Annotated in this window: 15 protein-coding genes; 3 read left to right on the top strand and 12 right to left on the bottom strand. The window is 62.3% G+C overall.

The features are described 5' to 3' along the window. Positions 1 to 172 precede the first annotated feature (172 nt). Positions 173 to 1126 (top strand): 23S rRNA (adenine(1618)-N(6))-methyltransferase RlmF, encoded by a 954-nt coding sequence (gene rlmF, locus MRBLPB4O_RS04925; RefSeq protein ID WP_341797663.1) that lies wholly within the window; start codon positions 173 to 175, stop codon positions 1124 to 1126. 50 nt (positions 1127 to 1176) lie between these two features. On the opposite strand, the gene MRBLPB4O_RS04920 is transcribed toward rlmF, so the two are convergent. Further along, positions 1177 to 1458 carry an HU family DNA-binding protein gene (locus tag MRBLPB4O_RS04920; protein WP_003255106.1) on the bottom strand — a complete coding sequence of 94 codons (282 nt, stop codon included), beginning with the start codon at positions 1456 to 1458 and terminating at the stop codon, positions 1177 to 1179. Positions 1459 to 1828: 370 nt separating this feature from the next. Between MRBLPB4O_RS04920 and yejK the strand changes: the two genes are divergently transcribed. Beyond that, a complete protein-coding gene (gene yejK / locus MRBLPB4O_RS04915) occupies positions 1829 to 2836 on the top strand; it encodes a nucleoid-associated protein YejK (protein ID WP_016501314.1) in 1008 nt (335 codons plus the stop codon). Here yejK and MRBLPB4O_RS04910 read toward each other — a convergent pair. From MRBLPB4O_RS04910 to MRBLPB4O_RS04895, 4 genes are all read right to left on the bottom strand, one after another. After that, positions 2796 to 3125: a GIY-YIG nuclease family protein gene (locus MRBLPB4O_RS04910; RefSeq protein ID WP_341797662.1), complete on the bottom strand. Its 330-nt coding sequence runs from the start codon at positions 3123 to 3125 to the stop codon at positions 2796 to 2798. The two genes, yejK and MRBLPB4O_RS04910, sit on opposite strands and share 41 nt — an antisense overlap. Next, on the bottom strand, positions 3118 to 3594 hold the full coding sequence (locus MRBLPB4O_RS04905) for a nuclear transport factor 2 family protein (RefSeq protein ID WP_016501316.1): 477 nt from the start codon (positions 3592 to 3594) through the stop codon (positions 3118 to 3120). The genes MRBLPB4O_RS04910 and MRBLPB4O_RS04905 overlap by 8 nt, the downstream gene beginning before the upstream one ends. A gap of 63 nt (positions 3595 to 3657) precedes the next feature. Continuing rightward, on the bottom strand, positions 3658 to 4938 hold the full coding sequence (locus MRBLPB4O_RS04900) for a CynX/NimT family MFS transporter (protein WP_341797661.1): 1281 nt from the start codon (positions 4936 to 4938) through the stop codon (positions 3658 to 3660). Positions 4939 to 4951: 13 nt separating this feature from the next. Continuing rightward, entirely contained in the window at positions 4952 to 5602 is a 651-nt protein-coding gene (locus MRBLPB4O_RS04895; RefSeq protein WP_016501318.1) for a FadR/GntR family transcriptional regulator, read from the bottom strand. A gap of 139 nt (positions 5603 to 5741) precedes the next feature. Between MRBLPB4O_RS04895 and MRBLPB4O_RS04890 the strand changes: the two genes are divergently transcribed. Further along, positions 5742 to 6926: an alkaline phosphatase family protein gene (locus tag MRBLPB4O_RS04890; protein ID WP_341797660.1), complete on the top strand. Its 1185-nt coding sequence runs from the start codon at positions 5742 to 5744 to the stop codon at positions 6924 to 6926. A 171-nt stretch (positions 6927 to 7097) separates the two neighbouring features. On the opposite strand, the gene hisC is transcribed toward MRBLPB4O_RS04890, so the two are convergent. From hisC to MRBLPB4O_RS04855, 7 genes are all read right to left on the bottom strand, one after another. Beyond that, positions 7098 to 8144 (bottom strand): histidinol-phosphate transaminase, encoded by a 1047-nt coding sequence (gene hisC, locus MRBLPB4O_RS04885; RefSeq protein WP_174370917.1) that lies wholly within the window; start codon positions 8142 to 8144, stop codon positions 7098 to 7100. A 2-nt stretch (positions 8145 to 8146) separates the two neighbouring features. Beyond that, complete coding sequence (gene hisD / locus MRBLPB4O_RS04880) at positions 8147 to 9472, bottom strand: histidinol dehydrogenase (RefSeq protein WP_016501321.1); 1326 nt, start codon at positions 9470 to 9472, stop codon at positions 8147 to 8149. 126 nt (positions 9473 to 9598) lie between these two features. Further along, positions 9599 to 10234 carry an ATP phosphoribosyltransferase gene (gene hisG / locus MRBLPB4O_RS04875; RefSeq protein WP_016501322.1) on the bottom strand — a complete coding sequence of 212 codons (636 nt, stop codon included), beginning with the start codon at positions 10232 to 10234 and terminating at the stop codon, positions 9599 to 9601. A gap of 91 nt (positions 10235 to 10325) precedes the next feature. Then, positions 10326 to 11591, bottom strand: coding sequence for a UDP-N-acetylglucosamine 1-carboxyvinyltransferase (murA, locus tag MRBLPB4O_RS04870; protein WP_016501323.1), 1266 nt, complete (start codon positions 11589 to 11591; stop codon positions 10326 to 10328). Between the two features lie 23 nt (positions 11592 to 11614). After that, positions 11615 to 11854 (bottom strand): BolA family protein, encoded by a 240-nt coding sequence (locus MRBLPB4O_RS04865; RefSeq protein WP_016501324.1) that lies wholly within the window; start codon positions 11852 to 11854, stop codon positions 11615 to 11617. Positions 11855 to 11972: 118 nt separating this feature from the next. Then, complete coding sequence (locus MRBLPB4O_RS04860; protein WP_341797659.1) at positions 11973 to 12275, bottom strand: STAS domain-containing protein; 303 nt, start codon at positions 12273 to 12275, stop codon at positions 11973 to 11975. Beyond that, positions 12272 to 12919 carry an ABC transporter substrate-binding protein gene (locus MRBLPB4O_RS04855; protein ID WP_341797658.1) on the bottom strand — a complete coding sequence of 216 codons (648 nt, stop codon included), beginning with the start codon at positions 12917 to 12919 and terminating at the stop codon, positions 12272 to 12274. Before MRBLPB4O_RS04855 ends, MRBLPB4O_RS04860 begins: the two co-directional genes overlap by 4 nt. Between the last annotated feature and the right edge of the window lie 7 nt (positions 12920 to 12926).

Raw genomic sequence — 12926 nt, 5'->3', positions numbered from 1 at the left:
TTGACACTGCTGATCTGACCAGCGAGGGCTTCGCCCTCGTTCGCGGCACAAGGCCGCTCCTACAGGGACGGCGCCGGTTTCAAGGGCGCCGCTATCCTGTAGGAGCGGCCTTGTGCCGCGAATGGGCCGCACAGCGGCCGCCTGGCCAGCACATGCAGCACCGGACCCGAGCATGACCCAAGACAAACCCACCCTGCACCCGCGCAACCGCCACCAGGGCCGTTACGACTTCCCCAGCCTGATCAAGGCCCACCCTGACCTGGCGCGCTTTACCATCACCAACCCCCACGGCAAACCCAGCATCGACTTCGCCAACCCCGAAGCCGTGCGGGTGTTCAACCGCGCCCTGCTCAAGGCCCAGTACGGCATCCAGCACTGGGACATCCCCGCCGATTACCTGTGCCCACCCATTCCCGGTCGCGCCGACTACATCCACGCGGCCGCCGACCTGCTGGCCGACGACAATGCCGGTGAGGTGCCCAAAGGCGCACAGGTGCGTGCGCTGGATATCGGCGTGGGTGCCAACTGCATCTACCCGCTGCTGGGCTACAGCGACTACCGCTGGCGCTTCCTCGGCTCGGACATCGACGCGATGGCCTTGGCCTCGGCCAAGGCCATCGTCCAGGCCAATGGCCTGGGCAAGGCCATCACCCTGCGCCAGCAGGCCAACCGCGCGCATATCCTCAGCGGCCTGCTGCAGGATGACGACCGCTTCGACCTGACCCTGTGCAACCCGCCCTTCCATGCCTCGCGCGAGGAAGCCACCCGCGGCAGCCAGCGCAAGTGGAAAAACCTCGGCAAGCAGGACCCCAAGCGCAAGCTGCCGGTGCTGAACTTCGGGGGCCAGAACAATGAATTGTGGTGCGAAGGCGGCGAAATCCGCTTTGTCACCCAACTGGTTGGCGAAAGCGTGCAGTACGCCAAGCGGGTGCTGTGGTTTACCAGCCTGGTGTCCAAGGTCAGCAACCTGCCGGGGATAGACGCTGCGTTGAAAAAGGCCGGTGCCAAGGCCGTACGCATCATCGAGATGGGCCAGGGGCAGAAACAGAGCCGCATGGTCGCCTGGAGCTTCCATGACGACGCCGCGCGCCAGGCCTGGCACGCCCAGCGTAAATCACAGGCATGAAAAAACCGCGCCTGGCAAGCCAGGCGCGGTTTTTGTCAACGCTTCAACAATTACTTGTTGATGGCATCGGTCAGCACTTTGGCTGGAACGAACTTGACGACTTTCTTGGCAGCGATTTCGATGGCAGCGCCAGTCGAAGGGTTGCGGCCGGTACGGGCAGGACGCTCGGAGACTTTCAGCTTGCCGATGCCTGGCAGAGTGATTTCAGCGCCGTTTTCCAGTTGGTCGGCAACGATCTGGCCCAGTTGCTCCAGAGCGTTTTTAGCGGTGGCTTTTGGCGCGGCGATCGATTCGGCGATGTCGGCAATCAGTTGGTCTTTGGTCAATGCCATGGTGATGTTCCTTCCCTATCAAATTCGATGGTTATGCAGCGAACTACGACGTTATCGGGCCAGCCCCTTACAGTGGAGGGCCGCGCCAATCGCGTATGTAGATACGTAAATCGACGTTTGGTTCGACACGACGACAGCACGCTGCCAGCACTGCGCCACACGAGGGGCGCAAGACCGCGCAAAACTACCACAGGAATGGATAAATATCCGCTGCGCACTTCGATTTAATGCAGGTTTTTCGGGGGTTTTAGCCTAAAACGCGCAAAACTGAACAAAAAACGAACAACCGACATATCTGCCAACATACGGCCACTGCATCACCTTGTGTCTAGGGTAAACTTGACGCCTTTTGCAGCTCGCCGAGAATCCCATGCCAATCCGTCATTGCATCGTTCACCTGATCGACAAAAAGCCCGATGGCAGCCCTGCTGTATTGCACGCCCGCGACGCCGAGCTGGCGGCTTCCGACGCCATCGAAAACCTGTTGGCAGACCTCAACGATAGTTACAACGCCAAGCAAGGCAAGGCCTGGGGGTTCTTCCACGGTGAGTCCGGGGCGTATCCGCTGAGCGGCTGGCTGAAGCAGTACCTCGACGAGGAAAAGGACTTCACCGCATTCAGCCGCGTGGCGGTGGAGCACCTGCAAAAGTTGATGGAAGAGTCCAACCTGTCCACCGGCGGCCACACCCTTTTTGCTCACTACCAGCAAGGCATGACCGAATACCTGGCGATTGCCCTGCTGCACCACAGTGAAGGCGTGGCGGTGAACGCCGAGCTTGATGTGACCCCTTCGCGCCACCTTGACCTTGGCCAGTTGCACCTGGCAGCGCGCATCAACCTGTCGGAGTGGAAGAACAACAAGAATTCCAAGCAGTACATTTCGTTCATCAAGGGCAAGAACGGCAAAAAGGTTTCGGACTATTTCCGCGACTTCATCGGCTGCCAGGAAGGCGTCGACGGCCCGGGCGAAACCCGCACCCTGCTCAGGGCCTTCAGTGACTTCGTGGAGAGCGAAGACTTGCCCGAAGAGTCCGCCCGCGAAAAGACCCAGACCCTGGTCGAATACGCGACTAGCCAGACCAAAATGGGCGAACCGGTAACGCTGGAAGAACTGTCCAGCCTGATCGACGAGGACCGGCCCAAGGCGTTCTACGATCATATCCGCAACAAGGATTACGGCCTGTCGCCGGAAATCCCCGCAGACAAGCGCACCCTCAATCAGTTCCGCCGCTTCACCGGGCGTGCCGAGGGGCTGTCGATCAGCTTCGAGGCGCACTTGCTGGGCGACAAAGTGGAGTATGACGAAGAGGCGGGGACCTTGATCATCAAGGGCTTGCCTACAACCCTGGTGGATCAGCTGAAGCGGCGCAAGGACTGATACCCCCAAGGCCGCTGAAGGAGGCCACCAGCGCCTCCTTGGCCGACTTGCGCAGCCGCTTCACCAACCGCTCCTGGCGCAACGCTTCGCCTTTGTCCGGCCATTGCTCGACATACACCAGCGCCTGGGCCGGGCTGGTCTTGAAGTAACGCGCGCCCTGCCCTTTCTGATGCGCGGTAAACCGGCGCTGCGGGTCATCACTGATGCCGCAGTACAGCGAGCCGTTGGCAGCCCTTACCAGGTAGACATACCAGGGTTTGCCAACAACCGTCTCAAAGGCATCACTCACCTTGGGCCTGCTGGAATGCGCGCAATCCCTTGAATGCCTGCAGGCGTACTTTGTTCTGCACCAGTGGCGACCAGCCCAGCAACATACCCGGCACACCCAACGCCTGCCGCGACCAGCGCCACAGGTCGAAGGTGTCGTCATGCTGGCAGATCAGCCCATCGCGGATCACAAAGCGGGCCTGGATGTCGTTGACCACAATACGGCCAGTCTGGCTGAACAGGTAAGTCGCCACCCAGTGCGCGCCGCCGCTGCGCTCGTCGGCGCGCACACTGTCGAATGCCAGGGTGAAGTCTTTGGCGCGGGTGGTGAGCATGCGCCACATGTCCCCCGCATCCTTGCCGCGCAGGGTACCGAAAACCGGGTCGCTGAAAACGATATCGTCGCTGTAGCAAGCGACCATGCCCTCGGCGTCCAGGCGCTGGAAGGCCTGGTAGAAGCGGGTGATCAGGTCGCGGTTGGCGTCACTCATGGGGCAGGTCCGTCCTGGGGTCGAAAGCAGCACGATAATCTGCCCCGATGGCTTATGCCAGTCTCAAACTTTTTCGCTGGTCACCTGCACATGCAACGCCCGCCCGGCACCCAGCCCGAACACGATTGCCCCTACCCCCAGCACAGCAAAAATCCACCCTACTGCCGCCCAGCCCCCTGTCAGGTCATGCACCAGGCCCACAGCGAAGGGCCCCATCGACGCCAGGGTATAACCTACCCCCTGGGCCATGCTCGACAGGTTCGCGGCCACATGGGCATCTTTCGAGCGCAGCACGATCAAGGTCAGCGCCAGGGCAAAGGTTCCGCCCTGCCCCAGGCCCAACACCACGGCCCATCCCCACAGCCCCGACACCGGTGCATAGAGGCAACCGAACAGGCCAGCCAAGGTAATCAGCATGACCAGCACGATCGCCAGCCGCTGGTCCTTGCCGCGAGTGGCCAGCCAAGGCGCACTCAGCGAGCTGACCAGCTGCACGATCACCGACCCCGACAACACCAGCCCCGCCTCGGTCGGGCTCAGGCCGCGACCGATGAGGATCGATGGCAACCAGCCGAACACGATGTAAGCCAGCGATGACTGCAGGCCCATGTAAAGGGTCACCTGCCAGGCCAGCGGGTCACGCCACAGGCCACGCACGCGATAGGCCACCTTGTGCAGGCCATGCCCCTGGCGGGCCTGCGGCAGCCACACCAGCATGGCCATCAAGGCCGGTAGCACCCAGAAGCCCAGCCCCAGCGCCCAGCTGCCGTCAAAATGTTGGGCCAAAGGTACGGTGGCACCGGCTGCCATCGCTGCGCCCAGGCACAACGCCATGGTGTACACACCGGTCAGTGTGCCAGCGTGCTGCGGGAAGTCGCGCTTGACGATACCCGGCAACAGCACGCCGATAATTCCGATGCTGGCCCCCGCCATCAGGCTGCCAAGGAAGACCCCGATAGCCCCAAAGGCGCTTCGCACAACGATGCCCAGCGCCAGGGTGACAAGGATGCCCAGGATCACCCGCTCGCTGCCAAAACGCCGCGCCAGCACCGGCGCCAGTGGGGCGAACAGCCCTAGGCACAGCACCGGCAAGGTGGTCAGCAACCCGGCCTGCGAAGCACTCAGCCCCAGGCCTTCGGCAACCTGCCCCAGCACCGGCGCCATGCTCGACAATGCAGGGCGCAGGTTCAATGCCACCAGCACCAGGCCAAGCAGCAACAGCCAGGGCCGCCGCAATACCACAGGCTGTTGCTGCACCTGCTCGTCGTCCGCTTCAGCGTCGATCAGCAGCTCATCGAGATCCCGCTCGTTGCGCGGGTTGTTACGGGTGATGGATTCAGCCATGGCCTTCTCGGAGTCAGGATTCGATGAGGGTACGGCTCAGGCGCTTGGCCCGCTCCGCATCACGTTGTTCGATGGCATCGAGGATCTGCCCATGCAGATCGAACGTGGCCTGGCAACGGGGCACGGTCGCCATGTTGTGCTGAAGAGCGGCAGCCACCACCCCGGAAAAGTACCGGTACAGCTCGCTCAATGCCGGGTTGTGGGCGGCATCTACCAGCCGCTGGTGAAACACCAGGTCACACGCCACATAGGCATCGACATTCCCGTGGAAGTGCCCGGCACTGCCGGCCAGGGCCTCGCGCAGCGCTTGCAGGTCGGCATCCGTGCGGCGCAACGCCGCCAGGCCAATGGCCTCGGCTTCGAGGATATGGCGGGTTTCACGGGCCTGCTCGGGGGTGCAGCGGGACATTGCCTGCACCGCCTGCAATGGGTCCTGGGCCGTGCGCAGGTAGCTGCCGTCGCCCTGACGAATTTCCACCAGGCCACTGAACGCCAGCACGCGCATGGCCTCACGCACAGTGTTGCGGCTAATGCCCAGCTGAAGGGCCAGTTCCGGCTCGGTGGGCAAACGCTGGCCGACTTGCCAGTCGCCCAACACGATGCGCTCGCGCATGCGCTCCACGGCCAGTTCGACCAGGGAACGCTTGGTCAACTCAGTGCTCATCTTACTCAACCAATCATCCGATGAATTGGCACAGCTTACTGGATGCCGGGTAACGCCGCAAACCACCTGGTATTTCTGCCAGTTGTGAAGAAAACCCTTTGTTGCAACGCTCGCATTGTTTTTTCAGGGGTGTACTTACATGCGACTGGCGAGCCTGCTGTTAATGCTGTTTCTGGCAATGCTGCCGGGTTGCGATCCGGCCAGACACCCCAGCCGCCCCAAAGCCTTGCTCATCGGGCTGGACGGTGTGCAGTTGGAGCAATACCTGCTGTTGGGCGACGCCACCAACCTGAATCAACGGCTGTATTACGGCAAGGCCTACGCTGGCGGAATCAACGGCAGCGCCAGCGAGCAGCCTACCTTGAGCGGTCCGGGCTGGGTCACGCTGCTTACCGGCGTCTGGAGCAACAAGCATGGCGTCGACTCGGATACCGAGTCGTTGCGGGTAGATCCGGCGTTTCCCAGCCTGTTCAAACGGCTCCGCCTGGCCATGCCCAACGCTTACCTGTCCAGTGTGGTGGGTTGGTCACCGCTGAACACGGCATTCCTGCTGGAAGATGCCCATGGTGCCGATGTACGCGAGAGTGGTTTGTCAGATGCGCGGGTAATTGAGCGAACGCTGGAAATCCTTGCCAACACGCCCGCCGACTTCACATTCATTCAGCTGGATGCGGCAGACCAGGTCGGGCACGACAGTGGCTTTGGCGATCACTATCAGCAGGCGTTGCGCACACTCGATAGCCAGATCGGGCATTTGCTGGACAAGGTCGACGAACGCCGGCGCCTGCACCCGCAGGAAGACTGGCTGGTGATCATCAGCACAGACCATGGGCGCGATTACTGGGGGAAAGGCCATGGCAGCGCTTCGGAGCAGGAAAAGAGCATCTTCATCGCCAGCAACAAGCCGCTGAATCAGGAGCTGACCGAGCTGAGTATTCCTGCGGAAATGCCAGGGCCCAACAACCTGTACGGCCTTCCCGCGCAGACTTCGGTAGCACCCACTGTGCTACGCCACATGGGCCTGACGCTGCAGCCGGAATGGCTACTGGATGGCACGCCTTTGCTGGGAAAAACCGGTGCGCGCAAGGCTCGGGCCGATGAACACAAGGGACGGTTACGCTGGAACAGCAATGCCACTGGCTACCTGACGATTCTGAAGAACGGGCAAGTGGTTGCACAGGTACCGGCCAAGGACGGGCAATGGACTGATCCGCAAGGGATGGAGAAGCAGAACGATTACGTGCTGGTGCTTGATGGCACGCCGACGGCGGTGCGCAACCGGCCAGCGGCCAAGGCATTTGTTATCGAAGAGAGCAGCTATTAAGCCGTGCTGGAGCAGTCCTGCGTCGATTTCAAGGTTAACAAAAGCCCTGTAGGAGCAGCCTTGTGCTGCGAAGAGGCCATTGCAGCCAAAGAAAGTCTCTTGCCTTACCGGCCTCTTCGCAGCACAAGGCTGCTCCTACAGGGTGATGCGTCAGCCTGAGTGGCGATGCAATCAGTTCAACGCATCGAGCAGCGCCTGGTTCATCTCTGGCGTACCGATGGTAATGCGCAGGAACTGAGCAATGCGTGGCTGCTTGAAGTGACGCACGATTACACCTTGCTCGCGCAGACGTGCTGCCAGCTCGCCGGCATCCTGCTGCGGGTGGCGCGCGAAGATGAAGTTGGCGGCCGAAGGCAGTACCTCGAAGCCCTTGGCCTCAAGCTGCCCGACCAGCACTTCGCGGCTGTCGATCACCTTGCGGCAGGTTTGCTCGAAGTACTCGCGGTCTTCAAACGCCACCGCCGCGCCAACGATCGCCGCACGGTCCAGCGGGTAGGAGTTGAAGCTGTTCTTGATCCGCTCCAGCGCCTCGATCAGGTCCGGGTGCCCGACCGCCAGGCCAACCCGCAGGCCGGCCAGGGAGCGCGACTTCGACAGGGTCTGGGTCACCAGCAGGTTGTCGTAGCGGTCCACCAGGCTGATGGCCGTCTCGCCACCGAAATCGATATAGGCCTCGTCGACCACCACCACCGAGTCACGGTTGGCCTGCAGCAATTGCTCCACCGCCTGCAGCGGCATCAGGCAACCAGTCGGCGCGTTGGGGTTGGGGAAGATGATGCCGGCGTTGGGCTTGTTGTAGTCCTCGATGCGGATCTGGAACTGCTCATCCAGCGCCACCTGCTCGAAGGCAATACCGTACAGGCCGCAATAGACCGGGTAGAAGCTGTAGCTGATGTCCGGGAACAGCAGCGGTGCATCGTGCTGGAACAGGCCGTGGAAAATGTGCGCCAGCACCTCGTCCGAGCCGTTGCCGACAAACACTTGCCCCGGGGTTACGCCGTAGTACTCGGCAACCGCCTGCTTTAGCCGGTCGCCGTTCGGGTCCGGGTACAGGCGCAGGTTGTCGTTCAGCTCGCCACGCATGGCCTCCAGCGCCTTGGGCGACGGGCCGTAGGGGTTTTCGTTGGTGTTGAGCTTGACCAGACGGGCCAGCTTGGGTTGCTCGCCCGGCACGTAAGGCACCAAATCCTTGACGAAGGGGCTCCAGAATCGACTCATGCTCAGTTCCCCTTCTCTTGGGTCAGGATACGGTATTCAGCGCTGCGGGCGTGGGCGGTCAGCGACTCGCCGCGGGCCAGCACGGAAGCGGTGTGGCCCAACTCGGACGCGCCCTGCTCGGAACAGAAGATGATCGACGAACGCTTCTGGAAGTCATACACCCCCAGCGGCGACGAGAAACGCGCGGTGCCGGAGGTAGGCAGCACGTGGTTGGGGCCGGCGCAGTAATCACCCAGCGCTTCGCTGGTGTGGCGGCCCATGAAGATCGCGCCAGCGTGGCGAATGTGCGGCAACCAGGCTTGCGGGTCGGCCACCGACAGCTCCAGGTGCTCCGGGGCGATGCGGTTGGCCACATCCATGGCCTGTTGCATGTCACGCACCTGGATCAGCGCGCCGCGACCGTTGATCGATTTCTCGATGATATCGGCACGCTCCATGGTCGGCATCAGCTTGTCGATGCTGGCGGCAACGCGGTCGAGGAACGCGGCATCCGGGCTGACCAGGATGGCCTGGGCATCCTCGTCGTGCTCGGCCTGGGAGAACAGGTCCATGGCGATCCAGTCCGGGTCGGTCTGGCCGTCACATACCACGAGGATTTCCGACGGGCCGGCGATCATGTCGATGCCTACCTGGCCAAACACGTGGCGCTTGGCAGTGGCCACGTAGATGTTGCCCGGGCCGACAATCTTGTCCACCTGCGGCACGCTTTCGGTGCCGTAGGCCAGCGCCGCGACAGCTTGCGCACCACCGACGGTGAACACGCGGTCGACGCCGGCGATGCAGGCGGCGGCCAGCACCAGTTCGTTGACCTCACCACGTGGGGTCGGCACTACCATCACCACTTCGGCCACGCCGGCAACCTTGGCCGGAATGGCGTTCATCAGCACCGACGACGGGTACGACGCCTTGCCGCCCGGCACGTACAGGCCTGCACGGTCCAGCGGGGTAACCTTCTGGCCCAGCACCGTGCCGTCGGCCTCGGTGTACTGCCAGGAGTCCTGCTTCTGCCGCTCGTGGTACATGCGCACACGGTTGGCGGCCTTTTCCAGGGCTTCACGCTGCACCGGGGTAATGCGGGTCAGGGCCAGTTCAAGGCGCTCGCGACCAAGGATCAGGTCATCGATGCTGTTGGCGGCAACGCCGTCGAAACGCTGGGTGAACTCCACCAGTGCTGCATCGCCGCGCTCGCGCACGCCCTTGATGATGTCGAGCACGCGCTGGTTGACCGCGTCATCAGACACACTTTCCCAGCTCAGCAGATGATCCAGATGTCGGGCGAAATCCGGATCAGCAGCGTTGAGACGGGCAATTGCAGTGGACACGGTCATGGCGAGGGCCTCGATTATTAGCGAATGCTCAGGCGCCCTAGGCTACCAGTCCATCCGCGCGGGCACCCGAGAAAAGTGGCTATGACGCGGATAGACGGGCGCGACAGCGAAGGCCGCGCTCAGGAGTCAGCCGCGGTGTCGCGATTCGACCGCGTTACGCAGTGTGTCGATCAGGCTCTGGATACGGGCATGCTGCATTTTCATGGAGGCCTTGTTGACCACCAGGCGCGAGCTGATCGTGGCGATCAGGTCCTGGGGTTCCAGGCCGTTGGCACGCAGGGTGTTGCCGGTGTCGACCACGTCGATGATCTTGTCGGCGAGATTGATCAGCGGTGCCAGCTCCATCGAGCCGTACAGCTTGATGATGTCGACCTGCCGGCCCTGTTCGGCGTAGTAGCGCTTGGCTACGTTGACGAACTTGGTGGCCACGCGCAGGCGGCCCTTGGGCTCGGCTGCGCCGACCACGCCGGCAGTCATCAGCTTGCACTGGGCAATCTGCAGGTCCAGGGGTTCGTACATACCCTGGCCGCCGTACTCCATCAGCACGTCCTTGCCGGCCACACCCAGGTCGGCGGCACCATGCTCGACATAGGTCGGCACGTCGGTGGCACGCACGATCAGCAGGCGCACATCGTCCTGCGTGGTGGGGATGATCAGTTTGCGGCTCTTGTCCGGGTTCTCGGTCGGCACGATACCGGCCTCGGCCAGCAACGGCAGGGTGTCGTCGAGAATACGGCCTTTGGAAAGCGCGATGGTCAACATTGGAACGTCGGTCCTTAAGCGGCTGCTGCCGGCCAGGTCATCGACCTGGCCGCATTCAATTCGAAAGGTGCATCCTTGCACCTGCGGGCTATCAGCCCGGTACGCGGCGGATTTTTGCGCCGAGCATCTGCAGTTTCTCTTCGATGCACTCGTAACCACGGTCGATGTGGTAGATGCGGTCGATCAGGGTATCGCCTTCTGCAACCAGCGCCGACAGCACCAGGCTGGCGGAAGCACGCAGGTCGGTGGCCATGACCGGTGCGCCTTTGAGCGACTTGACGCCAGTGACGATGGCAGTGTTGCCTTCGACCTGGATCTGCGCGCCCATGCGGTGCATTTCGTAAACGTGCATGAAGCGGTTTTCGAAGATGGTCTCGATCACCGCGCCAGTGCCTTCGGCAATGGCGTTCAGCGAAATGAACTGCGCCTGCATGTCGGTCGGGAACGCCGGGTACGGGGCGGTACGCAGGTTGACGGCTTTCGGCCGCTTGCCGTGCATGTCCAGCTCGATCCAGTCTTCGCCGACGTTGATGTCGGCACCGGACTCCTTGAGTTTTTCCAGTACGGCTTCAAGGATGGTCGGGTCGGTGTCCTTGACTTTGACGCGGCCACCGGTGACGGCAGCAGCGACCAGGTAGGTACCTGTCTCGATGCGGTCCGGCATCACGCGGTAGGTGGCCGAGTGCAGGCGCTCGACGCCATCGATGGTGATGGTGTCGGTACCCGCGCCCTGGACATTGCCGCCCATGGCATTGATGAAGTTGGCCAGGTCGACCACTTCAGGCTCGCGTGCGGCGTTCTGCAACACGCTGCGGCCCTTGGCCAGGGCAGCGGCCATCATGATGTTCTCGGTACCGGTGACGCTGACGGTGTCGAAGAAGAAGTGCGCGCCGCGCAGGCCACCCTCAGGCGCCTTGGCCTTGATGTAGCCACCTTCCACTTCGATCTTCGCGCCCATGGCCTCGAGGCCGCGGATGTGCAGGTCGACCGGGCGCGAACCAATCGCGCAACCGCCAGGCAGGGCCACTTCGGCTTCGCCGAAACGGGCAACCATCGGGCCCAGCACCAGGATCGAGGCGCGCATGGTCTTGACCAGCTCGTAAGGCGCAACCAGGGTCTTGATGGTGCGTGGGTCAATCTCCACCGACAGCTTTTCGTCGATCACAGGCTCGATGCCCATGCGGCCGAACAGCTCGATCATGGTGGTGATGTCGTGCAGGTGCGGCAGGTTGCCCACGGTGACCGGGCCATCGGCCAGCAGGGTCGCCGCCAGAATCGGCAGGGCTGCGTTCTTCGCGCCCGAAATGCGGATCTCGCCGTCAAGGCGAGCGCCGCCAGTAATAATCAGTTTGTCCATTGGAGTCTCGCCGCCAAGTTGGCTCAGGTGCGCTCAGCCCAGGCTGCGCTGCTGAAAAATTTCATGGTTACCGCGTGGATGCTGCCATTGGCGATCCAGGGATTAAGGTGAGCATAGATCGCCTGCTGGCGCTTGACCGGGCTCAGGCCAGCCAACTCGTCGCTGATCACGTTCAACTGGAAGTTGCAGCCTTCGCCTTCAACTTCAACCAGGGATCCCGGCAATTTTTCTTCAAGGAAGCTCTTAACTTCTAGGGCCTGCATGCTCAACCTCAATCGGCGCCCGATGCGCACGGGTCGGCCATCATACAAAAAAGCCCCTCGCCTGCGAAGCCCACCGAGGGCGTGCGCTGACCGAGGGGCCTCAATCAGTGGCGGGCCATCAGCTCGCCAGCACTTCATCGAGGTCATAAACCTCGGCGATTTCCCGCATGTCGTCGGGCATGCCGCGCACCTCGAAGGCCTTGCCGGCGGCTTGACCATCGCGAATGAACGCCAGCAACAGCGACAGGCCGACACTCGACGACTTCTCGACAGCCGAGCAATCCAGCACCAGGCGTGGCTCGCGAGAGGCTTCGATCAACGCCTTGCCTTGCTTGCGCAAGCCCGGGCCGCTGCGGTAATCCAGCACGCCAGCCAGGCGCAGCACGCCTGGTTCGGCCATGCTCACACCGGTATCACTCATTTCACTTCCTTGTCAGGCGAGCTGTCCGCGGTTTGCTTGGCCTTGGCCACTTCGCCGGCCCAGCCGTCGATGGTCTTGTCCAGATTGTTGCCGTTGCGCTGCATGGCATCGGCGAACTGGTCACGGAAGAGCTTGCCGATGTTGATGCCGTTGACGATGACGTTACGCACCTTCCACTCGCCGGCAATGTTTTCCAGGGTGTACTGCACCGGGTAAACGGCACCGTTGTTGCCGGTGACCTTCATGCCGACACTGGCGCGCTTGCCGTCATCGGCCTTGGCCGGGTCGACGATGATGCCCTGGTTGTTGTATTCGAGCAGCGCGTTGCCATAGAACTGCATCAGGCTACGCTTGAAGTTTTCCTGGAAGCGCTGCATCTGCTCAGGCGTGGCCTTGCGCGAGTACTTGACGGTCATGATGCTGCGGGAAATGCCGTCGGCGTCCACCACCGGGCCGAGGATGCGGTTAAGTGCATCGTAGAAGGCGCCAGGGTTGGACTTGTACTGTTCCTTGTTGGCCTTGAGGTCGCCCAACAGTTCGGTGGTGGTGCCCTGAATCACATCGTGGGGCGACTGCGCGGCCACGACCAGCAGGGGGAAAGCCGCCAGCAAAACCAGCAGGCCACGTCGCAGGATCGAAATCATGGAAACT

The sequence above is a fragment of the Pseudomonas sp. LPB4.O genome (assembly GCF_038383825.1).
GTDB classification, from domain to species: domain Bacteria; phylum Pseudomonadota; class Gammaproteobacteria; order Pseudomonadales; family Pseudomonadaceae; genus Aquipseudomonas; species Aquipseudomonas putida.
This window is presented reverse-complemented; position numbering and strand designations above follow the sequence as displayed.